General features: G+C 68.8%; 21 protein-coding genes. 3 read left to right on the forward strand and 18 right to left on the reverse strand.

Translation table 11 applies throughout. The annotated features are described in order from the left end of the window. Positions 1-11: 11 nt before the first annotated feature. Together AC1DKV_RS02435 and AC1DKV_RS02440 are read left to right on the forward strand one after the other, a co-directional pair. Positions 12-1,154, forward strand: coding sequence for a CaiB/BaiF CoA transferase family protein (locus AC1DKV_RS02435; protein ID WP_477137377.1), 1,143 nt, complete (start codon positions 12-14; stop codon positions 1,152-1,154). A gap of 94 nt (positions 1,155-1,248) precedes the next feature. Next, complete coding sequence (locus AC1DKV_RS02440) at positions 1,249-2,172, forward strand: LysR family transcriptional regulator (RefSeq protein WP_477137378.1); 924 nt, start codon at positions 1,249-1,251, stop codon at positions 2,170-2,172. 9 nt (positions 2,173-2,181) lie between these two features. Here the strand turns inward: AC1DKV_RS02440 and AC1DKV_RS02445 are convergent, their stop codons facing one another. From AC1DKV_RS02445 to AC1DKV_RS02495, 11 genes are all read right to left on the reverse strand, one after another. After that, entirely contained in the window at positions 2,182-2,373 is a 192-nt protein-coding gene (locus tag AC1DKV_RS02445; protein WP_441613533.1) for a hypothetical protein, read from the reverse strand. Positions 2,374-2,389: 16 nt separating this feature from the next. Then, the gene (locus tag AC1DKV_RS02450) at positions 2,390-3,160 is read right to left on the reverse strand and encodes an SDR family NAD(P)-dependent oxidoreductase (protein WP_477137379.1); all 771 of its coding nucleotides are present in this window, start codon (positions 3,158-3,160) and stop codon (positions 2,390-2,392) included. A gap of 26 nt (positions 3,161-3,186) precedes the next feature. After that, positions 3,187-4,290 (reverse strand): acyl-CoA dehydrogenase family protein, encoded by a 1,104-nt coding sequence (locus AC1DKV_RS02455; RefSeq protein ID WP_477137380.1) that lies wholly within the window; start codon positions 4,288-4,290, stop codon positions 3,187-3,189. After that, positions 4,287-5,426 carry an acyl-CoA dehydrogenase family protein gene (locus AC1DKV_RS02460; protein ID WP_441613530.1) on the reverse strand — a complete coding sequence of 380 codons (1,140 nt, stop codon included), beginning with the start codon at positions 5,424-5,426 and terminating at the stop codon, positions 4,287-4,289. The genes AC1DKV_RS02455 and AC1DKV_RS02460 overlap by 4 nt, the downstream gene beginning before the upstream one ends. A 23-nt stretch (positions 5,427-5,449) precedes the next feature. Continuing rightward, positions 5,450-6,220 carry an enoyl-CoA hydratase/isomerase family protein gene (locus AC1DKV_RS02465; RefSeq protein WP_441613529.1) on the reverse strand — a complete coding sequence of 257 codons (771 nt, stop codon included), beginning with the start codon at positions 6,218-6,220 and terminating at the stop codon, positions 5,450-5,452. A gap of 13 nt (positions 6,221-6,233) precedes the next feature. After that, entirely contained in the window at positions 6,234-7,418 is a 1,185-nt protein-coding gene (locus tag AC1DKV_RS02470; RefSeq protein WP_477137381.1) for an acetyl-CoA C-acyltransferase, read from the reverse strand. A gap of 26 nt (positions 7,419-7,444) precedes the next feature. Beyond that, a complete protein-coding gene (locus AC1DKV_RS02475; RefSeq protein WP_477137382.1) occupies positions 7,445-8,464 on the reverse strand; it encodes an acyl-CoA dehydrogenase family protein in 1,020 nt (339 codons plus the stop codon). A 13-nt stretch (positions 8,465-8,477) separates the two neighbouring features. Beyond that, entirely contained in the window at positions 8,478-9,641 is a 1,164-nt protein-coding gene (locus AC1DKV_RS02480; RefSeq protein WP_477137383.1) for an acyl-CoA dehydrogenase family protein, read from the reverse strand. 19 nt (positions 9,642-9,660) lie between these two features. After that, positions 9,661-10,908, reverse strand: coding sequence for a CaiB/BaiF CoA transferase family protein (locus tag AC1DKV_RS02485; protein WP_441613525.1), 1,248 nt, complete (start codon positions 10,906-10,908; stop codon positions 9,661-9,663). 308 nt (positions 10,909-11,216) lie between these two features. Further along, positions 11,217-12,392: a porin gene (locus AC1DKV_RS02490; RefSeq protein WP_477137384.1), complete on the reverse strand. Its 1,176-nt coding sequence runs from the start codon at positions 12,390-12,392 to the stop codon at positions 11,217-11,219. Between the two features lie 456 nt (positions 12,393-12,848). Beyond that, on the reverse strand, positions 12,849-13,685 hold the full coding sequence (locus AC1DKV_RS02495) for an enoyl-CoA hydratase/isomerase family protein (protein WP_477137385.1): 837 nt from the start codon (positions 13,683-13,685) through the stop codon (positions 12,849-12,851). 270 nt (positions 13,686-13,955) lie between these two features. Between AC1DKV_RS02495 and AC1DKV_RS02500 the strand changes: the two genes are divergently transcribed. Beyond that, the gene (locus tag AC1DKV_RS02500; RefSeq protein WP_477137386.1) at positions 13,956-15,158 is read left to right on the forward strand and encodes an acyl-CoA dehydrogenase; all 1,203 of its coding nucleotides are present in this window, start codon (positions 13,956-13,958) and stop codon (positions 15,156-15,158) included. A gap of 104 nt (positions 15,159-15,262) precedes the next feature. On the opposite strand, the gene AC1DKV_RS02505 is transcribed toward AC1DKV_RS02500, so the two are convergent. The 7 genes from AC1DKV_RS02505 to AC1DKV_RS02535 all read right to left on the reverse strand — a co-directional run bounded on the left by AC1DKV_RS02505 (position 15,263) and on the right by AC1DKV_RS02535 (position 26,273). Beyond that, positions 15,263-16,273 carry a Bug family tripartite tricarboxylate transporter substrate binding protein gene (locus tag AC1DKV_RS02505; protein WP_477137387.1) on the reverse strand — a complete coding sequence of 337 codons (1,011 nt, stop codon included), beginning with the start codon at positions 16,271-16,273 and terminating at the stop codon, positions 15,263-15,265. A gap of 121 nt (positions 16,274-16,394) precedes the next feature. Then, positions 16,395-16,850 carry a MaoC family dehydratase gene (locus tag AC1DKV_RS02510; protein ID WP_441613520.1) on the reverse strand — a complete coding sequence of 152 codons (456 nt, stop codon included), beginning with the start codon at positions 16,848-16,850 and terminating at the stop codon, positions 16,395-16,397. Next, positions 16,847-18,013: an acyl-CoA dehydrogenase family protein gene (locus AC1DKV_RS02515; RefSeq protein WP_477137388.1), complete on the reverse strand. Its 1,167-nt coding sequence runs from the start codon at positions 18,011-18,013 to the stop codon at positions 16,847-16,849. Before AC1DKV_RS02515 ends, AC1DKV_RS02510 begins: the two co-directional genes overlap by 4 nt. A 15-nt stretch (positions 18,014-18,028) precedes the next feature. Continuing rightward, on the reverse strand, positions 18,029-19,228 hold the full coding sequence (locus AC1DKV_RS02520) for an acyl-CoA dehydrogenase (protein WP_441613518.1): 1,200 nt from the start codon (positions 19,226-19,228) through the stop codon (positions 18,029-18,031). Between the two features lie 72 nt (positions 19,229-19,300). Further along, positions 19,301-20,212, reverse strand: coding sequence for an SDR family NAD(P)-dependent oxidoreductase (locus tag AC1DKV_RS02525; RefSeq protein WP_477137389.1), 912 nt, complete (start codon positions 20,210-20,212; stop codon positions 19,301-19,303). Between the two features lie 167 nt (positions 20,213-20,379). Continuing rightward, complete coding sequence (locus tag AC1DKV_RS02530) at positions 20,380-24,273, reverse strand: LuxR C-terminal-related transcriptional regulator (RefSeq protein ID WP_477137390.1); 3,894 nt, start codon at positions 24,271-24,273, stop codon at positions 20,380-20,382. 89 nt (positions 24,274-24,362) lie between these two features. Continuing rightward, positions 24,363-26,273, reverse strand: a complete 1,911-nt coding sequence (locus tag AC1DKV_RS02535; RefSeq protein WP_477137391.1) for an AMP-binding protein — start codon at positions 26,271-26,273, stop codon at positions 24,363-24,365. Between the last annotated feature and the right edge of the window lie 48 nt (positions 26,274-26,321).

A 26,321-nucleotide genomic window follows, 5' to 3' on the forward strand; every position in this document is an offset into this window, starting at 1 on the left:
AAAGGAACACGATGGGCCCTCTCGCAGGCATGAAGATCATCGAACTGGCCGGCATCGGCCCCGGCCCCATGGCGGGCATGCTGCTGGCCGACATGGGCGCCGAGGTGCTGCGCATCGAGCGCCCCGGCGACGCCGACCTCGGCGTCAAGCGCGAGCGTCGCTTCGACCTGATGCTGCGCAACCGCAAGTCGATCGCGCTCGACCTGAAGGATCCGCAGGCCGTCGCCATCGTGCTGGACCTGGCGGAGAAAGCCGACGCGCTGATCGAAGGCTTCCGCCCCGGCGTCACGGAACGCCTCGGCCTGGGACCGGCGGACTGCCTGGCGCGCAATCCGCGCCTGGTCTACGGCCGCGTCACCGGATGGGGCCAGACCGGCCCGCTGGCGCACACCGCCGGCCATGACATCAACTACATCTCGCTGACGGGCGCCCTGAACGCCATCGGCGGGCGTGGCCAGGCGCCCGCGATTCCGCCGGCCTATCTCGGCGACTTCGCCGGCGGCGCGATGTTCCTGGTCACGGGCGTGCTGGCGGCGCTGATCGAAGCCGGCAAGTCGGGACAGGGACAGGTGGTCGATGCCGCCATCGTCGATGGCACCGCGGCGCTGGGAACCGTCTTCTATGGCATGACCGCCGCCGGCCAGTGGCAACAGGCGCGCGGCACCAATGTGCTCGATTCCGGCGCGCACTACTACAACGTCTACCGCTGCAAGGACGGGCGCTGGATCTCGGTCGGGCCGATCGAGGCGCGCTTCTACCGCGACTTGCTMGAACGCATCGGCATCGACCCCGCCAGCCTGGGCGAGCAACTCGATGCGCACGGCTGGGAAGCCGCGCGCGAACGGCTGGCCGCGGTGTTCGGGACCCGCACGCGGGACGAGTGGTGCCAGATGCTGGAGGGGACCGATGCCTGCTTCGCGCCCGTGCTCGATTTCACCGAAGCGCCGCAGCACGCCCACCTGAAGGCGCGCGAGACCTTCGTCGAGGTGGATGGCATTGCCCAGCCCGCCCCGGCGCCGCGCTTCAGCCGCACGCCGAGCGCCCCGCCCACGGCCCCGCGCGCGCCGGATGCGCGCCGCTACGATGAAGTGCTGGCCGGCTGGCTGCCGCCGGCAGCGATCGAACAGGTGYAGGCGCTCGCCACCGGCACCTGAGCCGCGCACGGGGCAATGCCGGATTGCGCATTGCCCCGCCTTCGCGCATAGTTGGCCGCGCGGCGATGGTGCCGCGCCCCACCCGTCTCATCGCATGGACCTCCGACAKATCAAACAGGCGCTGGTGCTGAGCGAAACGCTCAATTTCCACCGTGCCGCMGAGCGGCTGCACATGGCGCAGCCGCCCCTGTCCACCGCCATCCGCAAGCTGGAAGAAGAACTCGGGGTGACCCTGTTCGAGCGCCTGCCATCCGGCCTGCGCCTGACACCCGTGGGTGAAACCGTGCTACGCCAGATGCGCAACACGCTCTTTTTCGCCGACGAGATTCGCCGTGCCGCCAGCGAGGGCGAGCGTGGCGAGCAGGGCAAGCTGCGCGTGGGCTTCGTCGGCTCCGCGGTGTACTCGCTGATGCCACGGCTGATCCGCACCTTCCGCCTGCGGTATCCGCGCGTCGACCTGGTGATCGAGGAATCCACCACCGTCGAGCTGCTGCGCCGGCTGGACGAACACTCGCTGGACGTGGCGCTGGTGCGCTACCCCGTCCTGGAGCGAACCGGCGCCAGCGTATTGCTGCTGCAGCCCGACCCGATGGTGCTTGCCGTCAGCGCAGACTCGCCGCTGGCCGCGTGCGAAGCGGTGAGTCTGGCGGAGCTCGGCGCCACCCCGTTTATCGTGTATTCGCGGACCTTCGTGCCGGCCATGTATTCGATGACGATGATGGCCTTCCATGAAGCGGGCATCCAGCCTCCTATCGCACAGGAGGCAGTGCAGGTGCCATCGATCCTGGCACTGGTGGAAAGCGGCCTGGGCGTGGCACTGGTTCCCGCCGCGGCAGCCAGGCAGGCCGGCGACGGAGTGAAGCTGGTTCAGCTGACCGGCATGCCGCCCAGGCTGAACCTCGGGATTGCGCTGGTGACGCTGCCGGATACCGTCAACGCCACCACGCGCAACTTCGTTGCCATTGCGCGCGAGATMATGCCCGAGCCGCCCGATGCGCATGCGCCGGGCGAGTCCTGATCCTTGCCTTTATTCCGCCTGCGGCACGATCGCGGCGCCGTAGGCCGGATCGGCGAAGAACGCATCGCCGCACTGGACAGACGCATCGAGGTTGCTGGCCGCCTGTGCCGGCAGGTCGCAGGGATTGCGCGCGGCACCGGGGTAGGCGAAGTGCCGGGCATGCCGGGTGTGACGGGCGTGCCGGGCGTGAGGGCCCGGCACCGCCCGGAGCCGGCGCTCAGCTCGCCAGGTGATACCCGCCGTTTACGCCAAGGTGCTGGCCAAGAATGTACGACGACGCGTCGGACAGCAGGAAGCAGATCGGCTGCGCCACTTCCTCGGGCTGCGCCCAGCGGCCCATCGGGATCATCGACAGGATGCCATCGCGGAAGCKGTCGCCACGAATGGTCTCGGTCATCGGCGTTTCCACCACGCCCAGGCAGACCGAATTGGTACGCACGCCGTACTTGCCCCATTCGCGCGCGGCGCTCATGGTCATGCCCAGCATGCCGGCCTTGGCGCTGGCATAGTTGATCTGGCCGATCGAGCCGCGGCGCCCGGCTTCGGACGAGATATTGACGATCGATCCCTTGACGCTCTCTCCCTTCTTGGCGCGTTCCACCAGGTGCGCGCCCACCGCCTGCAGCCACAGGAAGGAGCCGGTCAGGTGGCAGTCGATGACCTCGTTCCAGGTCKACAGCGTCATGTTCTCGATCATCGCCGCGCGCACGATGCCGGCGCAGTTGACCAGCCCGTCCACCTTGCCGAAGTGCGACAACGCGTGCTCCATCGACGACGCGACGAAGTCGGCGTCCGACACGCTGCCCGCGTAGGCAACCGTATGGTCAGGGTAGCGCGCGCTGATCTCCTGCAGCGCCTCGCGCTTCATGTCGACCAGGCCGACCTTCGCGCCAAGCTGCAGTGCCAGTTCGGCCGTGGCCTTGCCCACGCCTTGCGCGGCGCCGGTGACGATGATGACTTTCCCTTTCAGGGACATGAGATCCGACATGGTGTTCTCCTCGATTTCCAACAGGTTCAATKGTGCCGGCGGCCTTCCAGGCAGCCGAGATGGTATTGGGTGTCGCCGTGCAGCTGGTCCAGCACCAGCACGCGGCGCAGGTAGTGCCCGACGGCGTATTCCTCGGTCATGCCGATGCCGCCATGCATCTGGATGGCTTCCTGCGTGACCTGGCGTGCCGCCTGGCCGATATAGGCCTTGGCGGCATGCGCCTGCTCCGCGCCCGTGGCCAGGTCGTTGCGACCGGCCAGCGCCAGGGCCAGCGAAAGCGACAGGCTGCGGCTCTGCTCCAGCGCCACCAGCATGTCCACCGCGCGGTGCTGCAATGCCTGGTTCGAGCCGATCAGCTTGCCGAACTGCTTGCGCGTCCTGAGATAGTCGACCGTCAGCGCATACGCGCCTTGCATGGCACCGACCATTTCGGCGCAGGCAGCGTTGATGCCAGGCGCCAGTACCCGATCGATGACGGCACTGCCGGCGTCGGCGTCGAGCAGTTCGGCATGGGCGCCATCGAGCCGCACGTCGGCAGCCGGCGTGCCGTCGATCAGGCGGTAGCCGTCGCGCTGCACGCCGACGCTGTGGCCGTTCACCAGGAAGAGCCTGACTCCGCTCCCGGCCACCTGCGCGGAGACGATCAGGTAATCGCTGCCCGCGCCATGGATCACGCAGGGCTTGCTGCCGAACAGGCACCAGCCTTCCACGCCGGCGGCAGCTTGCACGGCCACKCGTCCCGGTACGGCCTCGCCGTGGGCCCACGCCACCTTCAGCTCGCCTTGGGCGATGCGGGGCAGCAGCCGGGCCTTTTGCGCACCGGACCCTGCCGCGGCAAGCGCGGCGGCCGCCATMACAGCGGTCCCGTGGTACGGCTCCAGCGACAGACAGCTTCCCAGTTCCCGCGAGACCAGCATCTGGTCGACCGCATCGCCGCCGAAGCCACCGAATTCCTCGGGAATCGCCGCACCCAGCACGCCAAGGTCCGCCAGCGAGCGCCAGGCCCGGGCGCCGTGCCCGTCATCGTGTGCCACGTACTGCTGGCGCTTTTCGAAGGAATACTCGCGGCCCAGCAGCCGCGTCAGGCTGTCCAGCAACTGCTGCTGGACGTCGTTCCGTTGCAGGTTCATCGCAGATCCAGGACAGTGGCKGAAAGAATGTTCTTCTGCACCTCGGTGCTGCCGCCGAAGATCGAGACGGCACGCGAGTACAGGAAGGACCTGGCAAGCGTGCCGGTGTCCGCGCGCAAGGCGTCGGTGCCGCTCATGAGGCAGATCACGTCGGTGATGGCCTGGAAGATCTCGCTGCCGCGCACTTTCAGCATCGGCGACAGCTTCATGTCGGCGTGGCCGCCGTGCATGCGGAACTGGGTCACCTCCAGCGCGTGCAGATCTGCCTCGATCATCGCGATACGGCCTCGCCATGGCGCCAGCATCCCGGCTGGCCGGCCTTCGGCTTGCAGGCGCGCCAGCAGGTCCCTGGCATAGGCCACGCGCTCCTTGCTGCGGCCGATGCCGGCAATATAGGCGCGCTCATGGCCGAGCAGGAACTTGGCATAGTCCCAGCCCTTGTTCTCCTCACCGACCAGGTTCCCGGCCGGCACCAGCACGTTGTCGAAGAACACTTCGTTCAGGCTGTGGCGGCCGTCGATGCTGATGATGGGCCGCACGGTGATGCCGGGCGACTTCAGGTCGACCAGGATGAAGGAGATGCCGGCCTGCGGCTTGGCGGCGTCCGGGTCGGTGCGCACCAGGCAGAAGATCCAGTCCGAGTAGTGCGCCTGGCTGGTCCAGATCTTCTGGCCATTGACCAGGTAGCCGTCCGCCGTGCGCTCGGCGCGCGTCTTCAGCGAGGCCAGGTCCGAACCGGAGCCCGGCTCCGAGAAGCCCTGGCAGACCTGGATGTCGGCGTTCAGCAGCCTGGGCAGGAAGTACTCGCGCTGCGCGTCGCTTCCGAAGTGGACCAGCACCGGGCCCAGCATGGTGATATTGAAGATATGCGGCGGCGGCACCGGTGCGCAGGCGCATTCGTCGGCGAAGATCTGCTGCTGCGCTGCGTCCCAGCCTGCACCGCCAAAGGCCGTTGGCCATGCGGGCGCGCCCCAGCCGCGCGCGTTCAGCCTGCGCTGCCACAGTTCGGTGTCCGCCTTGGAGGCGAAGCCGCCCGCCCGCAGGCGCTGGCGCATGTCGTCGGGCAGGTTCTCGGCGATAAAGTCGCGGATCTCCTGCCGGAACGCCTTGTGTTGCTCGGAATAGAGCAGGTCCATGGTTGTCCTTCGGTTGGTGGGGCTCAGCACCCCTTGAAAACAGGCGTGCGCTTGTCCGCGAAKGCGCGCAGGCCCTCCTGCATGTCGTGGGAGCGCTGGTGGTCGCGGAACTCCAGCAGTTCATGTCGCAAGGCGTCGGCCAGGGCCTTGTCGGCGGCCTCCGCCGCCACCCGCTTCATGCGCGCCAGCACCAGCGGGCTGCGGCCTGCCAGCTCTGCGGCCAGGGCCTGGGCGCACTGCGCCAGCTCGCTGTCGGCTACCACTTCATTGACCAGCCCGTGGCGCTCCATCTGCGCCGCCGTGAACGTGCGGCCCGTGAACAGCAGGTAGCGGGCCACGTTGACCGGCAGCTTGCGCGGCAACACGGCCGCGCCGCCGGCGCCGGGAAACACGCCGAAGTTGGCATGGGCGTCGCCCAGGCGCGCCGACTCGGCCGCCACCACCAGGTCGCAGGCCAGCACCAGCTCCAGCCCGCCCGCCACCGCCAGACCGTTGACCGCGGCAATGACGGGTTTCGGGAACGTGCGCAGCGTGGCAAAGAATGCCGTTGCCACGTCGATGAAGTCGGCCTCGCCGGCGGCTACCGGCGCCGACACTTCCTTCAGGTCCGCGCCGGCGCAGAAGGCACGGCCATTGGCAGTCAGTACAACCACGCGCACGGCGGGATCGTCCCGCCACAAGCGCAGTTGGGCGTCCAGCCCGCGCATCAGCTCGCGGCTCAGGCTGTTCATGGCGGCGGGCCGGTCCAGGGTCAGCCAGCCCACGGCGCCGCGAAGTTCATGCAGATGGCTCATCGGCGGGCTCCGTTCAGCACAGCTCGATCGCCACCGCCGTGGCCTCGCCACCGCCCAGGCACAGGCTGGCCATGCCGCGGCGCAGGCCGCGCTGGCGCAGCGCGTGGAGCAGCGTCACCAGCAGCCGCGCGCCGGTGGCGCCGACCGGGTGGCCCAGKGCGCAGGCGCCGCCGTTGACGTTGAGCCGGTCATGCGAAATGCCAAGTTCCTGCAGCGTKACCAGGGTCACCACGGCAAAGGCTTCGTTGACCTCGTAGAGATCGACGTCCTGCGCGCTCCAGCCGGCCTTGTCCAGCAGACGGCGCATGGCGGCGGCCGGCGCATCCACGAACTGCTGCGGCGCCTGGGCATGCGTGGCGTGGCCGACGATGCGCGCGAGCGGGGCCAGGCCCTGGCGCAGTGCATCGCTTTCGCGCATCAGCACCAGCGCGGCGGCGCCGTCGGAGATCGACKACGCGTTGCCGGCGGTCACGGTGCCTTCCTTGCGGAATACGGCCTTGAGCTTCGGCAGCCTGGCGGCGTCGCACTGGCCGGGCGTCTCGTCCCGGGTGAACAGCGTCTCGTCGCCTTTGCGCTTGAGCGTAAGCGGGGTGGTCTCGTGGTCGAACGTGCCTTCCTGCACGGCACGCTGGGAGCGCAGCAGGCTTTCACGGGCATAGGCGTCCTGCGCTTCGCGGCCAATGCCGCGCTCCTGCGCCGAGAGATCKGCGTAATAGCCCATCAGGTGGCCTTCGTAGGCATCCTCCAGGCCGTCGCAGTACATATGGTCAAGGAGCTGGCCATGTCCGAGGCGATATCCCTGGCGCCCGCGCGGCACGATATAGGGGGCGTTGGTCATGGACTCCATGCCACCCGCCACCGCCACCGAACAGGTGCCGGCCAGCAGCAGGTCGTGCGCCAGCATGACGGCCTTCATGCCCGAGCCGCACATCTTGCTGAGCGTGGTGGCCGGCGTGGAGACCGGCAGGCCCGCGCCGAGCACGGCCTGGCGCGCCGGCGCCTGGCCCAGGCCGGCGAACAGGCAGCAGCCCATCAGGGCCTCGTCGACCGAGGGCGGGTCGACGCCCGCCTCAGCCACGGCAGCGCGGATGGCCACGGCGCCCAGTTGCGGTGCCGTGTACTGCGCCAGTGCGCCGTTGAACGCCCCGATGGGCGTGCGCTTCGCGCCGACGATCACGATGGAATCAGTTTTCTGCATGTCAGGGGTTCCAGCAAATCAAGGGGTCAGGCTGCGGCAGGCGCCAGTTGCAGCCGCACGAAGTCCAGGATCTCCTGGCCGGTGCCGTTCGGCCGCGCGAACAGCGCATCGCCGAGTGCCGTGGCGCAGGCGGTTTCCGTGCCCGCGCAGGCACGCCATTCATGCAGCCGCCGCGTGAACAGGCCAAGCGCGAGTTCCTCGGTGATGCCGATGGCACCGTGCACCGCGTGCGCGATGGCGGCGACACGGGTGGCCGCCTCGCTGCAGCGCAGCTTGGCGGTGGCCGCCAGCAGCGGGCGCGGCAGGTAGCCGTCGGCGGCGCAGCCCAGGCGCGCGCCGAAGCTCGACGCGTTGGCCTGCTCGGCCAGCACGCTGAGTTCCTGCTGCATCGCCTGGAACTGCGAGATCGCGCGGCCGAACTGCTGGCGGTTGTTGACGTATTCGATGCTCATGGCCTGGATGCGCGCCATGGCGCCGGCCATGCCCGCGGCATGCACGACGTTGCAGATGGCCACCACGTCCGCCGCGCCAGCCGGCATGCGGCGGATGGCCTGTGCCGCCGACTCCCAGCGCAGCGTGGCCGATGCTTGCGCACGGTAGGCCCCGKGCGTGGCATGCGCCAGCGCGCGCGGCATCAGCAGCCACTCGCCGCGCCAGCCAACCAGCACCTGGTGCGCCAGCGCGCCACCCGGCACTTCGCGGCAGACGATGGCATCGCCCGCCAGCGCCAGCGCAGGGGCCACGGCGATGCACTCGCCCGCGCGCTCATGCCCGGCGCTTGCCAGGATGGCGCGAGCGATCGCCGTCTCGGCGAACGGATGGCTCAGGCCGGCGCGGCCGGCGGCCAGGAACAGCGGAAATGCGTCAGTCAGCGACAGGCCCGCCCCGTCCAGCTCCGCGGGCACGAGCGCGTCGGTGTAACCGAGCGCATCGATGGCGGCCCATTGCGCGTCGGCGCCCTCGCCGGACTCGCTGCGCCGCACTTGTTCGTCCGAGCACAGGCCGGTCAGCGCGCGCTCGAAGCCTTCGATCAGRGAATCAGTCATGGTGTGTGTCGTCTCAGCGAAGTCCGAGGGAGCGCGCGATGATGCCGCGCAGGATCTGGCGCGTGCCGCCGCGCAGGGAGAAGCTCGGGCAAAGCTGCGTGATATAGGCATGCGCACGCAACAGGTCTTCGGACGGATGGAAAGCGGGCATCTGCTCCATCGCTTCGCTGATCCAGCCGGGCACGGCCTGCTCGAACTCCGTGCCGAGGTCCTTGACATACGACGCATCGATCTCCGGGTTCTCGCCCTTGTCGAGCCGGTCGGCCACGGCCAGCGACATCGCCCGCAGTACCGCCATGCGGCCCGCGATACGTCCGGCGATCGCCTTGACCGAGTCCGGCACCGGCAGGCCGGATGCCTTCACCTCGGCCAGCCAGGTCTCGGCCAGCATCAGGCTGGTCAGGATGCGCTCCGGGCCGCTGCGCTCGAAGGCCAGCTCCGAGGTCACCTGCTTCCAGCCCGAGCCCTCTTCGCCCACCAGCGCATCCGCGGGCAGGTCCACGTCCTCGAACACCACCTCGCAGAAGTGGCCGTCACCGGCCAGGTCGCGGATCGGGCGCGCGGTGATGCCGGGCAGGCTCAGGTCGATCAGCACCTGCGACAGGCCCTTGTGGCGGTCGCCATGCTGGCCCGAGGTGCGCACCAGCGCGCACATGTATTGCGCGCGGTGGGCATTGGTCGTCCAGACCTTGCGGCCGTTCAGGCGCCAGCCGGTCTCGGTGCGAACCGCGCGGGTGCGCACCGAGGACAGGTCGGAGCCCGTGTCCGGCTCGCTCATGCCGATGCAGATAAAGATCTCGCCGCGGATCAGCTTCGGCAGGAAGAACTGCTTCTGCGCTTCGCTGCCGTAGCGCAGCATCAGCGGCGCGGTCTGGCGGTCGGCGAACCAGTGCGCGGATACCGGCGCGCCGGCGGCGATCAGTTCTTCCACCAGCACGAAGCGGGCAAAGGCGCTGCGGCCGGCGCCGCCGTACTCGGGCGGCAGCGCCAGGCCGATCCAGCCCTGCTCTCCGAGGGCCCGGCTGAATCTGGCGTMAAAGCCCATCCAGGTGCGCGCGCGCACGGGTGCCGGCACGTCGCGCAATGCAGCCTGCAGGAATTCGCGGATGGGTGTCCGCAGCGCCTCATCCTCGGGCGGGATGCTGACGAGCGGAAGGGAATCGTGGGTCGAGTTCAATGTAGCTCCCGGTTTGATTTCAGGGATTCACGGATGCGGCGGCCGGCGCGCCGGCGTCGGCGGCCTCCCCGGCAAGGCGCGTGGCGCCCTGGCTGGCCAGCGCGCGGATCTGTTCCTGGCTGTAGCCGGCCTCGGCAAGCACTTGCGCGCTGTGTTCGCCCAGGCGCGGCGCCTGGCGCGTGACGCGCGGCTGCGACCTGGACCATTGCGACGGGATCGCCATCGAGCGGATCGCACCTTCGCTGGGGTGCTCGACGACATCGAAGAAGCCGACCGCGTCAAGGTGCGGATCCGCCATCAGCGAATCCACCGTATGCAGCTGCATCACCGGCATGTCGGCGGCTTCCAGCACCGTGATCCACTCCGCGGTGGTCCGCGTGGGCATGACTTCCGCCACCATGCGATACAGCGCATGGATATGCTTGTTGCGCTCGACGATGGAACTGAAGCGCGGATCGCTGTCCATCAGGTCGGGCTGGCCGATCAGCGCCAGGAACTTGCGCCACTGCTTGTCGTTGTAGAGCAGCACGCACAGGTAGCCGTCCTGCGTCCGGTACGGACGGCGGTGCTCGTTGAGAATGCGCGAATAGCCGCTGGGGCCGATGGGCGGCTCGAAGGTCAGGCCGCCCATGTGGTCGCCCAGGATGAACTGCGCCATGGTTTCGAACATGGGCACGTCGATCGACTGGCCTTCGCCGGTGCGCTCGCGGTGATAAAGCCCGGCGGTGACCGCATTGACCGCCGCCAGGCCGACGATGCGGTCGGCGATCGCGCTGGGCGCGTAGCGCGGCACGTCGCTGCCGGCCAGCCTGGCCAGCGTCGGGATCGCCACCGCGCCCTGGATCAGGTCGTCGTAGGCGGACTTGGCCGCGTACGGGCCGCCCTGGCCGTAGCCGTACAGGCCCACGTACAGGATGCGCGGGTTGACCTTCGCCACTTCCTGGTAGCTCAGGTTCAGCCGTGCCATCGCCTGCGGGCGCACGTTGTAGATCAGCACGTCGGCGTCGGCGGCGATGCGCAGCAGCGCCTCGCGCCCGGCCGGCGTCTTCAGGTCCAGCACGATGCTGCGCTTGCTGCGGTTGGCATGCAGGAAGATGCCCGACATGCCGGCGTGGCGGCGCGGGCCGACGTCGCGCACGGTATCGCCGTCCGGCGGCTCGACCTTGATCACGTCGGCGCCAAGGTCGCCCAGGATCTGCGTGGCGTAGGGGCCCATCAGCACCGTCGTCATGTCGACGATGCGCACACCCTGCAACGGGCCGCTCATGCGGGGCTCCCCGCCCGCGTGGCGGCGGAAGAATGGAATGCGGTGAGAGTCATCATGCCTCCTTGGATCGTGTTGAAGGACATGCTACGGAAGCACGGACCCCGAGAAAAATACTTTGTGTATGTCGCTCAATACATGGCTTGTATCGGCACCCGCCAAGGCCGGGCGCGGTGGCAAGGCATGCTGAAATTCGCGCTCCTTGATGCTCGCGATGTCAGGCGCGGCGCCGGACGGCGCCGCCGGATAAGCGCGGGAAACGCCGCTGTCGCAGGTTCCCCGCCGTTACTGCATGTGGCCGCCAGGAGCCGTCAGAAGACGTGACGAATGCCTGTGGTCACACCGACCATGCCCTTCTGCCCGGCCATCATCGGATAGCCGTACAGGAACAGCGTCTGCGACGAATCGAAGTTCAGGCCCGCATTGCGCGAGTAGGCCACAGACACATAGACATCGGTGCGCTTGGACAGGCTGTAGTCAGCCAGGAACGAGACCTGCCACGGATTGGCCGGATTGCTGGCGGCTGCGGTCGGGCCCAGGCTGAGGCGCTTGAAGTCGGCGTAGTAGTAGGCCAGCGACAGGCCCAGTGCGCTGGTAGCCTGGTAGTTGACGCCAGTCCAGTAGTAGTCGTCGCGCGCCAGCGTATTGCCGTTGGCGAAGTCCACCTTGGCCCAGCGGTAGCCCATCATCGCCTTGAACGGGCCGGTGGCGTAGCTCACCGCACMGCCTGCCTTGCGGCTGTTGCCTTGCTGGCCGGAGGTCACCGTCGGATGCCACTGGTCATAGGCGATGGTGGCGCCGAAGCCGTTGCTCAGGTAGGTCAGCGAAGCGCCGTAGCCATTGTTGTCGCGGAACGATCCCGGGGTTTCGCCGCTGCCGCTGTTGGCCAGCGGCGTCGAGCCGATCGCCGGCACGCCTACGCCGAACGAATAGTGCGCCGCGGCCTGCAGCGGGCCGAACTGGCCGACGTACTTGACCACATTGTCTTCACGGTAGTTGGTGCCGAGCTGCCACGCCACCGGTTCATAAGTCGTGGCGAAACGCATCGGCGCGAAGTTGGCCATGCCCTCGAAGAAGGACGTGTACTGGCKGCCCAGCATCAGTTTGCCGTAAGCGCTGTTCTGCAGTCCGACGAAGGCCTGGCGTCCGAACAGCCGACCTGATTGCGCGACGCCGGTATCCGGGGCGAAGCCGTCTTCCAGCACGAATATGGCGCTATTGCCGGCACCGAGATCCTCGATACCGCGCAAGCCCCAGCGCGATGGCGAAAGGCCACCCAGCGTTGGCATCGACACACGGCTGCCGCCAGTGGTGGCAGAGACGGGTTGTCCGTTCACGACCGTAGGCTGCGCAGACGCGACGCGATTGACGTATTCGATAGAGCCGTCGATCACGCCGTACAGCGTCACGCTCGAATCCGCCCGCGCTCCCGCACTAAATCCGCCAAGGGCGCCAAGGGCCGCCAGGGCGAAAATTGTCTTCTTCATCTCTTGTCTTCTCCATATAAGTCATCTGCGCCAGACGCAAGCCTGCCGCGCCCCGTCTGGTGCGGGCCACGCCTCCTCCTGAAGCGCGGCGCACAACGGCTTGCCGTGTGCGCACTTGCAAGGAGAACACTGCAGGGACAACTAGCGCCCCCCTGTCGGGAGGCGTTGGCCCTCCCCACACCCCCCCCTCATGTCGAGGGGCGACAAAACCGGCGGGCGGAAGGCCAGGGCGCCGGCCATGGGCAAAAAAAAGCTCCGGCATCACGCCGGAGCGAACACCCCGCCACATTTGACCGTGACGGGCGTGGAGACAGCCTGGTTGCGGCGCTGCGAACCGCGCCCGCGCCGGCTTACACACCATCTCTCGCGAAACGGGCCGCCGGCAGCKGGCAGATATGCGCCGACACGGCGCGGCCTTATGGTCGGTTTGATGCGCAAGCGCCGGCCGCGCGCCCATCAGGCACGCGTATCGCGATCCCAGTCGAAGCGCGCCGGCTTGCCCTGCAGGAACGCGTCCACCGCCTCGGCGTAGTACGGCACCGCCGACGCCAGCGCCTGCGCCTGGCATTCCAGGTCGAGCAAGGTGTCGTAGGAACTTTCGAAAGTCCGGTTGAGCGCGCGCTTCATCAGCGCCAGCGCTTCCTGCGGCGCGTCCACGAAGCGCTGCGCGAACCGGCGCGCCTGCGCGTCGAGCTGGTCGGCCGGATGGACCGCATGCACGATGCCGCAGCGCTGCGCATCGGTCACTGCAAGGCGCCGCCCGGTGAACATCAGTTCCTTGGCCAGCATCATCCCCACGGCCCGCGGCAGCGCATAGAGCGAACCCATGTCGGGCAGCAATCCGACCTTGGCGAACGACATGCAKAACGAAGCGCGCTCCGACGCCAGCACGAAATCCGCCGCCAGGGCCAGCGAAAAGCCCGCGCCCGCGGCCGGCCCGTCCACCGCCGCGATCACGGGGATCTCGAGGTCGCGCAGCCGCCGCAGCCATTTGTGGATGTCCTGCAGCCGACGGCGCATCGCMTCCGGTGCGCGCGCCGAGGGGTCGGGGCTGGAGAAGATCGCCTGGATCGATTTCAGGTCCCCGCCCGCGCAGAAGCTGCCGCCGGAGCCGGTCAGGATCAGTGCGCGAATGCTGCGGTCATCCTCCACGCGGTCGAGCATGTCGTGATAATCCTKGCGCATCTGCAGCGTCAGGGCGTTGYGCGACGCCGGACGCTGGTGCGTGAATACCGCCACGCCGTCGTCAATGGCCAGGTGGCTGTGGCGCAATGGKATCTGCTGGGCCTGCATCGTCGTGTGTCCTCCGGGGAGTGGATAAGCGCGCGGCTCGCCGGCAGCGCGCGCGCGCCGTGTAGCCCATGCCAGCAGTGTGGCGCGCCGCACCGCCGCACCGCMCCCCTCATCAAAGGGGGCCAGGCGCGCGTTGCMGATGAACCGGCGCCTATGCGCGCGCATCGCCCCCAGTGGTGGGGGGCGATGCCGGAGCGGCTCCCGCTTAATGTGGAAGGCATCGGAAATGCAGGCGAGCCCCGCGGGCCGCCGATCCACTGGAGAGCCTTCATGAACTTTGCCCCCGACCCCAATCTCGATGCGTTCCGCCAGGAGGTGCGCGGCTTCCTGCGCCATCACCTGCCGGCCGACCTGCCGCGCCGCAAGGACGGCCTGCGCTCGCCACGTGCAGACGTGGTGCGCTGGCAGCGCATCCTCGCTGCCCAGGGCTGGGGTGCGCCCTACTGGGCGAACGAGCATGGCGGCACCGGCTGGAGCGTGCCGCAGCGCCTGGTATTCGACGAGGAATGCGCAGCGGCCGGCGCCCCTTCGCAGGATTCGTTCGCGCAGAAGCTGGTGGGCCCGGTGCTGAACCATTTCGCCACGCCGGAGCAGAAGGCCGAGCACCTCCCGCCGATCTTCAGCGGCGAGCGCCTCTGGTGCCAGGGCTTCTCCGAACCGGGTTCCGGCTCCGACCTGGCATCGCTGCGCACCAGCGCCGTGCGCKACGCAGAGCACTACGTGGTCAACGGCCAGAAGATCTGGACCAGCTATGCCCATCATGCGGACTGGATCTTCCTGCTGGTGCGCACCGATGCCAGCGCCAGGAAGCAGGCCGGCATCAGCTTCCTGCTGGTCGACATGAAGACGCCGGGCATCACCGTGCGTCCGATCATCAGCATCGACGGCTGCCACCACCTGAACGAGACCTTCTTCGACAACGTGCGCGTGCCGGTGAAGAACCTGGTGGGCGCCGAAGGCGAAGGCTGGAAGATCACCAAGTTCCTCCTCAACAACGAACACGCCTCCACCGCCGACCTGCCCACGCTGCGGCGCCTGCAGGGCCAGATCCGGTCGCTGTCGCACACCGCGCGGGCAGGCGGCGCGACGCTGGCCGGCCGGCACGCGTTCCTGCTGCGCCTGGCACGCTATGAGGCCGAGCTAAAAGCCATCACCATCATGGTCCAGCGCGTGGCGGCGATGGAGCAGGACCACAGCCCGGCGGCCCATGCGATGGGCTCCATGCTGAAGATCCGCGGCACCGAACTGCAGCAACGGATGAGCGAGTTCCTCGTCGAAACGCTGGGCGATCACGGTGCCGTCGCGTATCCGGGCACCCACGCCGAAGCGGATGCACKGCGGCCGCCGCTGCCCATGGCGCACACCGCGCAGGGCATGGCCGCCGAGATGTTCTTCCGCCGCGCCACCACCATCTACGGCGGCACCAGCGAAGTCMAGCGCTCCATCATCGCCAGGTCGCTGTTCAGTTTCTGACGCCGCACAAGGCAAAGGAGTCCTTCGGCATGCCGCCCGAAGGACTCCTGCGAACAGCGCGCAATGCGCTGGAAGGCCGGGAAGGCGGCCGTTKGCGGGAACGGCTATTCGGGCTGCATGCCGGCCGCTGCGATCAGTTGCTTCCACGTCMGCTGGTCCGCCACCACGGACTTGCCCAGCTCGGCCCCGGTGCCGGGGTTGGGCAGGCTGCCGCGGCTGGCATAGTGCGTCATCGCCTCCGGCGAGGCGACGAACTCCAGCGTAAGCCTGGCAAGCCTGTCCACGATCGGCGCCGGCGTGCCCGCAGGGGCGAACAGCCCGCTCCAGTTGATGCGCGACACCGCCTCCACCACCGGGCTGTTCTGCATGCCGGCTTCGGACAAGGTCGGCACATCCGGCATCAGCGTGACGCGCCGCGGACTGAGCACGGCCAGCGCACGCAGCTTGTTCGACTGGATCAGCGGCATCGCCGCCGTGAACTCGACCATGGCGAAATCCACGTTGCCGCCGATCAGGTCAGGCAACAGTGTCGCGGTCGCMTTGTAGGGCACATCCGTCGTCTTGATGCCCGCCGCCTCCGCGAACGCCGCCGCCATCAGCCGGTAGCCKGTGCTGCTGCTGGCGCCGTTGAGCTTGCCGGGCCGGGCGCGTGCCGCGTTGACGAGCTCCGTCACCGACTTGTACGGCGCACTTGCGCCCACCACCAGCGCGACCGGCAACGACGACATCCGCGCGACCGGGACAAAGTCCTTGCCGGGGTTGTACGGCAGTTGCTTGAAGAGATAGGGGTTGGCCGACATCGCGCTGGATGCGGTCAGCAGCAGCGTGTAGCCGTCCGGCGCCGCCTTGGCCACATAGTCACTGGCAATGATCATGTTGGCGCCGGGCCGGTTCTCCAMCACTACGCTCTGCCCCAGCTTCTGGGCAAGGAACTTCGCCAGCAGGCGGGTGTAGTCATCGATGCCGGTGCCAGGACTCGCCACGGACACGATCTTGATGACGTGCTCGGGGTAGCGCTGTGCCTGCGCGCCGGCCGGCGTTGCGAGCGCCGCCAGCATGCCGCTGGCGGCGGCGGCCAGGATCCGGCGTCGCAGCGGTGAAATGCCATGGTGCATGGTGTCTCCTCCTCGTGTGTACTGCCCCGCGGGGCAGCGGGTCTTATAGGAAAAAACGGCGCCGCACGGGCGCCGGTTTTCATGCTGGGAGGACGCGAAGTTCCGTCCGTCAKCCCGATGCTCAGGGATACCGCCTCATAATCGATTCCGCAATGCAGACCGGCTTGCTGCCGCCTTCGCGCTCCACKAGCATCTCCAGCTTGAGCTGCGCGCCACCGTTGTCCAGCGGGTCGAACGACACCAGCCTGAAATGCGCGCGCAGCAGGCTGCCKACCGGAACCGGCGCGGGAAATCGCACCTTGTCCAGGCCGTAGTTGACCCCGGTGCTGCTGTTCCTGATCTTGTAGGCGGTATGCGAAAACGCCGGCAGCAGGCTCAGCGTGAGGAACCCGTGCGCGATCGGCGCGCCGAACGGCCCGCTCTTGGCACGTTCGGTGTCGACGTGGATCCACTGGTGATCGCCGGTCGCATCGGCAAACAGGTTGATGCGATCCTGCTCCAGCACCAGCCATTCGCTGGTCCCGATGGATTCGCCGACCAGCGGCTTCAGGTCACTGATGTTCTCGTAGATCTTCATGCTTGCGTTTCCTCTTCGCCCAGGGATGCTTGCAGCGCGCGCGCGTTGCAAGCCTCATGCAGGTCTGCGTTGCCGAACAGCACGTCCGCCACCACAGCGCGTTTGAAGTAATGGCCCACGGTGTACTCCTCGGTCATGCCGATGCCGCCGTGCAGCTGGATGCCCTGCCCGCTGACATAGCGCGCGGCGCGGCCGATCAGGGCTTTGGCCTGCGACACCGTGCGGGCCAGCTCGGCCTCGCCGTCGTTCTCGATCGAGGCCAGCAGCGCGTACAGCATCGAGCGCGCCACTTCGAGTTCGGCTGCCATGTCCGCCATGCGGTGCTGCAGCGCCTGGAAACTGCCGATGGGCACGCCGAACTGCTTGCGCACCTTGAGGTACTCGGCCGTGATCTCGATCGTCTTCTCCATGCCGCCGATCAGCTCGGCGCACAGCGCGGCGATGCCGTGCGTGAGGCCGTGGCGCAGCGCAGCCTGTGCGCCGCCGGCGTCGCCGAGCAGCGCGTCGGCCGGGACGAACACCTGGCGGAACGTCACCTCCGCGGCCCGGCTGCCGTCATGCAGCGGCAAGGCCACCGCCTGCACGCCGGCAGCGTCGGCCGGCACCAGGAACAGGCTGCACAGCCCGACCGAGCCGGACTTGCCGGGCAGCACCGCTGACACGATAAAGGCATCGGCATCGCCGCCCCCGAGCACCAGCGTCTTGGTGCCCTGCAGGTGGTAGCCGCCGGGCGCCGGTTCGGCGCGCATCGCCACAGGTTCCGGCAGACCGCGCGACTCCGCTTCGCTGTAGGCCAGTGCGAAGCGGCGCGACCCGTCCGCCAGCGCTGGCACCAAGGCGTCCAGCTGCGCGGGGCTGGCGGCCGCCGCCAGGGTCTGTGCCGCCAGCACCGCGCTGCCGAGGTAGGGCTCCACCACCAGGCCGCGGCCTAGTTCAGTGGCGATCAGCACGGTATCGATGATCGAGCCGCCMAGCCCCCCGGCCGCCTCCGGCAGCGCCGCCGCGAGCCAGCCGTTGTCGGCAAAGGTCGCCCAGTGCCGGGCGTTGMAGGTCTCGGCGGACTTGACCCGCGCCGTGCGCGCCTCGAAGGCGTAGTCCCTGTCGACAAAGCGGCGCACGCTGTCCTGCAGCAAGCGCTGTTCGTCAGTCAAATTGAAATTCATGATCGGTCAGTGCCTTCAGAGTTGGAACATTGACTTTGCGATGATGGAACGCTGCACCTCACTGGTACCGCCATAGATCGTCGAGGCACGGCGGAAGAACATCTCGTTGGTGATGCCGCGGGCGACGTCCTGGCCCGGCAGCGGCGCCGCGGCATCCCCGTCCTGCGGCGTCGGATATGCCACGGCGCCGTGATCCCCCAGCGCTTCGGACAGGAAGCAGCTCATCTTCTGCTGCAGCTCGGTGCCGCGGATCTTCAGGATCGATCCCATCGCATGCGCGGCGGGACTGTGGTCCTCTTCGAGCGCCGCCACGCGCTGCACCAGCGTGGCAATCGCGGCAAGCTCCGCCTCGAAGCGAGCCAGCTGCAGCGCAAACTCATGGCGCTCCAGCAGCATGCTGCCGCCCGGATGGCGGTGCGTTGCCAGCGCGCGGATCTGCGTCAGGTAGCGGCGCAGCATCGGCAGGTCGGCGGCGGTGGCGTGTTCGTTGTTGAGCAGGAACTTGGTGATCTTCCAGCCTTCGCCCTCGGCGCCCACCAGGTTCTTCACCGGTACGCGCACGTTGTCGAAGAAGGTCTCGTTCAGGTGGTGGCAGCCATCGATGGTGACGATCGGGCGCACGGTGATGCCCGGCGTCTTCATGTCGACCAGCAGGAAGCTGATGCCGGCCTGCTTCCTGACCTCGGTATCGGTGCGCACCAGCAGGAAGATCCAGTCCGCGCGGTGCGCGTAGCTGGTCCAGATCTTCTGGCCGTTGACCACGTAGTGGTCGCCGTCGCGCACGGCGCTGGTGCGCAGCGATGCCAGGTCGGAGCCGGAGCCCGGCTCGGAGAAGCCCTGGCACCACTGCCGTGCGCCGCTGAAGATATGCGGCAGGTGCTCGGCCTTCTGCTCGGGCGAGCCGAAAGCGTTCAGCACCGGGCCAAGCAGCTTCTGCGCGCCGGTGTCCTGCGACGGCGCGCCGACCGCCGTGCATTCCTCGTCGAATACCAGGCGCTGCATCACGCTCCAGCCGGTGCCGCCATGCTCGGTGGCCCAGTAAGGCGCGCCCCACCCCTTCTCGTTCAGGATGCGCTGCCAGCGCGTGAGCTCCGGCTTGGGCGAGCGCGTGCCGATGCGGATGCGCCCGCTCAGTCCGGCGGGCAGGTTCTCGCGCAGGAAGGCGCGAACCCGCTCGCGGAAGGCCTCCAGGCCCAGGTCACGTTGAAAATCCATGCTTTGTCTCCTCGGACGCGGCTGGCAGGCCCGCCAGGGCGATTGCCGCCGCGTCGGCTTCAGGGCTGGTGGTCAGACCGGGTCCCAGCCGAACACATCGCGCGACAGGTCCAGCTTGAAGAACGAGCCCTCGAACATCGGGATGGCGCGCTCCACGCACGACTCCACGGTCCAGCCTTCGCTGTTGTGGGCGGTGCGGATCGGGCGCGGCTGCGAGAACAGGTAGACCTCGTTGTTGCGCACGCCGAAGATCTGGCCGGTAACCTGCTTTGCCTGATCCGTCAGCAGCGCGAGCGTGAACGGCGCGATCTTGCCGGCTTCGAGGCGCATATTGATCTTCATGCGCTCGGCCGCTTCCGGCGTGTTGGTCGGGATGCTGCCGACCATGCGCGTGAACGCGAACGGCGCGATGCAGTTCKAGCGCACATTGAACTTCTGCATGTCCACGGCGATKGACTTGGACAGGCCGACGATGCCGAGCTTGGCCGCCGCGTAGTTGGCCTGGCCGAAGTTGCCGATCAGTCCGGAGGTGGAGGTCATGTGCACGAAGGCGCCGCCCTCCTGCGCCTTGAAGTGCGGCGCGACGGCGCGCGAGACATTCCAGCTGCCCTTCAGGTGCACGCGGATCACGGCGTCGAAGTCGTCCTCGCTCATCTTGTGGAAGATGATGTCGCGCAGGTTGCCGGCATTGTTGACCACGCCGTCGACGCGGCCGTACAGGTCCAGCGCCTGTTGCACGATCTTCTGCGCCGAGGCCCAGTCGGCCACGCTGTCGGTATTGGCGGCGGCCTCGCCGCCGGCCGCGCGGATCTCGTCGACGGCCTGCTGGGCCGGTCCGGCGCTGCCGCCGGAGCCATMGATATTGACGCCGAGGTCGTTGACGATCACCMGGGCGCCCTGGCGCGCGGCTTCCTGCGCAATCCCCTTGCCTACGCCGGCACCCGCGCCGGTCACGATGATGACTTTCCCTTCGAGCAAGCTCATGTTTGATACTCCAGAATGGATCKATTTGTTCAGGCTATCGGCAGGCTGGATGGGTTGCTGCCTCGGTGAACATGATTGCGGCCGGCACGCCGGCGAGCACTCCCCAACCCGGGGGGCKCTCCAGAACGGTGCTTATGGAGCGGGATACAGCGCTGCCCCCCGCGCAATCACGCCTGCGCCGGCACCGTGGCGCTCAGGTCGCGCATGCGCGCTGCCGCCCCGCCGCGGCCGCCGACACCGAGCTTGGCGTAGATGTTCTTGAGATGCCATTTKACGGTCTCGGCCGAGACATTGAGCACCTTGGCAATCTTCTTGTTTGACATCGCCTGCGCCACCAGCACCAGGATCTCGCGCTCGCGCTCGCTCAACGCGGCCATGGGGCTCGCGGCCCCGCTGTCGGGCACCTGTTCCTGCCGCGCCGCGGCGCTGCCCGACGCCTGCTGCAGGCGCTCGACGTAGAACGCCAGCACGGGCTCGCCCACGGCGTCATGGACAAGGCGGCTGAACCGGTCGGGCGTGCCTTCCAGGACATCGAGAAGCGTCCGTGTCAGCCCGAGCCGGTGGCCTTCGCGCACGGCGTGGACGAAGTCCTGGCGCGCGGCCTGCGCCTCGCCGAGGCCCAGGCGCGCGATGGCGAGCTGCAGCCGCAGGCTGACCGCGCCCAGCGCCTGCTCGCTGCCGGCGAGCAAGAGCTGGATGCGCTCGATCGCGTTGGCATAGTCCTTGGTGTGCAGCGCCATGTCGACGCCGGCGCGCGCGGCCGCCCGCGCAGTCTGGGCCGCCCGCTCCGGGCCGGCCCCGGCATAGCGCTCCGCCAGGCCCTGGATGCACTCCAGCACCACATTGGCGCGCTCCATCTCGTCGCGCTGCAGATGGCGGCGCAGCCGCAGCACCAGCGCCTCGGCAAGCAGCCGGTCCAGGCCGTAGCGCACCGCATACGCCTCGAGCCGGTCCAGGTAAGCCAGCGCCTGCGCATGGCGGCCCGCGAGCCAGTGCGCATTGGACAGCACCAGGCAAGCGCGCAGCACGATCTCCGGCAGCGACACGCGCTCGAGCACCTCGATGCGCGGCTCGAGCAACTGGCAGGCTGCCTCGGTTTCGTTCAGCTCATACAGGGTATCGGCCAGCAGCCCGGCGGCCATGCAGGCCAGGCCAACGTAGGCGGCACCGTGGCGCTCGGCTTCTTCCATCACCTCGCGTACGATCTTGCCGGCCAGCTTGAGCTTGCCCTCGCGCGCCAGGCTGATGGCATGGATGCAGCGGCCGAGCTGGCCGCTGCGCGGCGCGCCGGTGCGCATCTCGGCTTCTTCCAGCACGCTGCGGGCCAGGCCGTAGTCGCCGCGCGCGGTGAGAAGCCATGACAACACATTGCCACGCGAATGCCAGGCAAAATCATCGATGTCGTCCGGCACGTCCCACAGGCGCGGCAGCATGGCCGTCGCCGCGTCGGTGTTATCCAGTTGCAGGGCCAGCCCAGCCCGCAACAGGCACAGCGTGTAGCACTCGCGCGCATCCAGCCGGTCCTGCTGCKATTCCATCTGGTCCAGGCTGCGCTGCAACTGGTCGAAATCCCGGGCGTAGAGCTGCAGATAGGCATTGACGACATGCAGGCCGAAACGCCCCTCCACCTGCTCCGTCGGCAGCATGCGCATCAGCCCCGCCACCTGGTGCAGCTTGCCGCGCGACAGCAGCGCGTGCGCGCAGCCTTCGACCATGCCCGCCGCCATGTCGGCGTGGCCGGCGCTGACGGCATGGAACACGGCCTCGTCCAGGTGCCCGCGGCGCTCGAACCAGCGCCATGCCGCGGCGTGCAGCGCGCGCTGCCCGGCCTCGCCGCGGCCGGCCAGGCGGTCGAGCAGCGTTTCACGCAGCAATGGATGGATGCGGTACCACGTCTCGTGGTCGGCACCGTCTTCCGAGGTGATGAACAGATGGTCGGCCACCAGCCGGCCCAGCCGGGACTGGATCTGGGCAATGCCCGCAAGGGGCCCGACAATGTCCGCGCAAAGCGGTGCGCTGAAGCGCTGGCAGATGGCCACGCTGACCAGCATGTCCAGGTCGGCCGGTGCCAGCCGCGCCAGCAYCTCGCGCCCGAAATAGCCGGCAAATGCGCCGGTATCCTGCATGCGCGTCAGCGCGGACCTGCCGCCCTGCCGCGTGCGCAGGTCGACGGMAAAGAGCTGCAGCCCCGCCACCCAGCCGTCCGTGAGCGCATGCAGCGCAGCGGCATCGCTGCTGCCGATGGCGCCGAGCTGCTCGCGCAGGAAGCGTTCCGACTCGTCCTGCGTAAAGCGCAGGTCGCGCATGCCGAACTCCGCCACCGTGCCCTGCAGGCGCAGCCGCTCCATCGACAGCTCCGGCGCGCTGCGCGAGCTGAACACCAGGTGCAGCGGTGGCGGCGCATAGTCCAGGAGCCATTGCAGCGCCTGCAGCACGCGCGTGTCGGCGATCTGGTGCAGGTCATCGATCATCAGCACCAGCGCGCGCTGTCGCTGGGCCAGCGCCTGGACCAGCGTGATCACCMAGAGTTCGATGGCGGCCTCGCTGCAATCGGCGCCGACCACCTGCGCGGCGGCGGCGGCGGCGCCGGGGTCGGCTTCGCCGATGCTGGCCAGCAGGTAGTCGAAGAAACGGGCGGGCTCGTTGTCCTCCGCCGCCAGCGACAGCCAGCACACGTCATACCCGAGCGGCAGGATGGCCTTGCKCCACGCCATCAGGGTGCTGGTCTTGCCACTGCCGGCATGGCCCTGGATCACCACGCAGMGCTGGCGGCGCGCTTCAAGCAGCCGGTTCAGCAGCGCCTCGCGCGGCATGAGCTGGCGTGCGCCGCGCGGCGGCTGCACCCTGATGCTGGCAATGGGTCGCCACTCAGGCGCAGGCACCGCGGTGCCGCCCGTTCCCGGCAAGCGCTCTGCGGATGACGCATCCGCCAGCAATCCGGTCGGGCCGGCGGCGGCGGGCACGTGCCCCGCGTCAGCCGAGCCGCGGATCCATTGATACGCGGTGCCCGTGCCGGTCTGCATGGCGGACTCGATGGCCGCGAGCAGTTCGGGAATGCCGGCGGGAAAGCCGGCCGGGACGCCCCCCGGCCCCTGGCCCTGCGCATCGCGCAGGAAGCGCTGCACCAGGCGCAGCCAGCTCGCCACGCTGGGCGCGAGCTGCACGCTGATGCGCGGATGCTGCCGCAACCAATGCTGCAACGATGCATCGTAGTGGCCGGCATGGCTGACCGCCAGCACCAGCAGCCGGCATCCGGGCCCCGCCGCGGCGTCGGCCCGGTGCAGGAACGTCGGCCATGCCTCATCGCGGACGATACCTGCCGGCGCATCGGGCAGGCTGCCGTCCAGCATCGTCAGCGCCGTCATCAGCGAGACCGCGAGGCTGCGCTGATGGGCCGGCAGCGAACGCATGTGGCAAGCGCCCTGCCGCGCGGGCGGCACGGCCACATCGCTGTCGCCCGCGTCTGCGATCGACAGCACCAGCGCATGGACGTGCGGCGCGGCATGGAGGGCAATGACTTCCTGCCTCATGACGGATGGTGCCATGCCATCCMCGGCGCTGGCGTCGGGGGGAACCACGCCGCCCGGGGCGATCCGTTGCGGCGCGGCGCCGGCAAGCTCCTGCGCCGGCATGCCGTAGCCGTGACGGCTGGCGCCGGGCTTGAGGCCTGCCGCGCGCCAGTGGCGCGAGACGCTGGCCGCGCTCACGCCGAGTTCGGCGGCAAGGGTGCGGGTGCTCCAGCTGCGTGGCGCTTCTGCGTTCTCGCAATGGGTCAGCATCGCCAGGCGGGCAACATCCACCTTCACCGGCGGCGCGCCGCGCGGCAGGTCCTGCAGGATCCCGCCCAGTCCCGCCATCACAAAGCGCTCGCGCCAGCGTGCCACCTGTGCCCGGCCGACGCCGAGTTGCGGTGCAATTTCCTTGTTCTGCTCGCCATCGGCGGCCAGCAGGATGATGCGCGCGCGCTGCGCCAGCCGGGCCGGCGCGTCGGCGGCGCGGGTCAGCGCCTCGAGATCGGAGCGTTCCTGCTCCGTCAGGGTGATTCGGGGGGCAACACGCATGGACAGCCTCTGCGGATTGACGATGGCTTGGAGCCATGGAAATGCGATAGCGGTGCGTTGGCGCACCGCCGGCAGGACGCTTCGGCGCCTCAGCCCTGTGCCGCAACGGCGGCGGGCACGGGCTCCTGGTACAGCGTTTCGATCAGCGGCTTGCGGCGTTCGCGCGTGGTGGCCTGGTTGATGTAGCCCTTGTCGGCCACTTCATTGGCATCGATCGACGCCGGCTCGGCCATCAGCAGCACGCGGCGCACCTGTTGGCTGACGCCGCCACCGGCGCCGTTGCGCAAGCGCTGTTGCACGGCCTGCAGCACCAGCGGATGCGATACCAGCGCCGCGGCGCCCAGGGCGGCCAGTTCGGGTGCCAGCGCCTGGCAGGCCACCACGTTGGGCCATGCCAGCGCCGCCACGTAGCCCCGGTCATGGCCGCAGATCACCGCGTCGGTCAGCAGGGGCGCGCATTGCTCGAGCAGCGCCACGCGCACGGCGCCGGTGCGCACCCAGGTGCCGTTGACCAGCTTGAAGTCCTCCACGCAGCGCCCGGCATAGCGCAGCCCTTCGGCCGGCGCGTGCGCCACCGCCAGCCGCACGGCATCGCCCATGCAGTAGAAGCCCTCTTCGTCGAAGGCGGCTCCGGTCAGGTCCGCGCGAYCGAGGTAGCCCTTGAACAGATTGCGGCCGCGCATGCGGATTTCATAGCGGCCGTCGCCGCCATCGAGCGGCACCAGCTTGACTTCGACGCCGGGCGCCGGCATGCCGAGGTTGCCGGTCTCGTCGGTCGGCCGGCTGAAGTTCAGGCCCATCGCGGTGGTCTCGGTGGCACCGAAGCCACTGGTGAACAGGATGCGCTCGCCGGTGATGCGCTCGGCCAGGCCCTGGAAGCGCGCATAGACGTCGGCCGGCAGGCTGGCGCCGCCGAAGCTGACGAACATCAGCCTCGCAAAGAAGGCGCGGKCCAGTTCGTCATCGCGCTCCAGCTCGGTCACCAGCATGGCCCATGCCGCCGGCACGGTGGCGAACATGGTCGGCGACACCTCGCGCAGGTTCTGCAGCGTGCGCGCGAACTGGCCCGCCACCGGACGCCCGTCGTCGATGTAGTAGGAAGCACCCAGCACAAAGGCACGGCCGAGGTTGCCGACACCGCCGAAGACATGGCTCCACGGCAGCCAGTCCAGCACCACCGCGCCCTGGTAGACCGGCGCGGCATGCGCGAACAGGAACTGGCCRATCAGGGCCTGGATGCTGGCGTAGGAGATCTCCACGCCCTTCGGCACACCGGTGGAACCCGAGGTGAAGAAGATGCGCGCGGTATGCTCGGGCCGCACCGCGGCATGCGCGGCCTCGAGCCGCGCCAGGCGCTGYGGCGTCAGCGCGGTTTCGCGCAGCGCCTCCCATGCCACCTGCCCCGCGGCCGCGCCCTCCACCGCGATGACCGCCCGGGCCGGCACCGCCAGCGCATCCAGCGCACGCGCAAACTGCGGCGCCGACTGCACGAAAACCGCCGCTGGCGCCAGCAGCTGGTGGATATCCCTGAGCCGCACGAAGTCCTTGCTCTGCAGCGAATACGCGGCGGAGGTCGCGGCACAAGGGATGCCKGCATATTCGGCGGCCGCGACCAGCAGCGCATGCTCGATCGAATTGCCGGAAAGGATCATCAGCGGCTGCTGGCGCGACAGGCCCATCTCCAGCAAGCCGGCCGCCACGGCCAGCATCTGCCGGTGAAAATCGCCCCAGGACAGAATGCGCCACGCGCCGGCGCTGTCGCGCTGGGCCAGCGCAGTCTGCGCGGCGCGCTGCTGCGCCCAGCCCTGCACGAAGCCGCTGAACCCCAGATGKGGGGATGGCACCGGCTCGGTGGCCGCGCGCAGCAGCAGCGTGCCGTCCGGCCGCGCCACATGGATGGCGTCKGCCGTGCGCAGCGCGGCATCACGGTAGCGAGGCGACGTAGCGGGCATGCCGTGCGTCAGGGCGGCCTCCGTGGCTGGGTGGCGATGGTTCAACATTGTCTTCAGTCTCCTCTGCTTGCGCCCTGGACCTGTCATCTCCAGGGC

The organism is Cupriavidus sp. 05T41 (genome assembly GCF_056396525.1).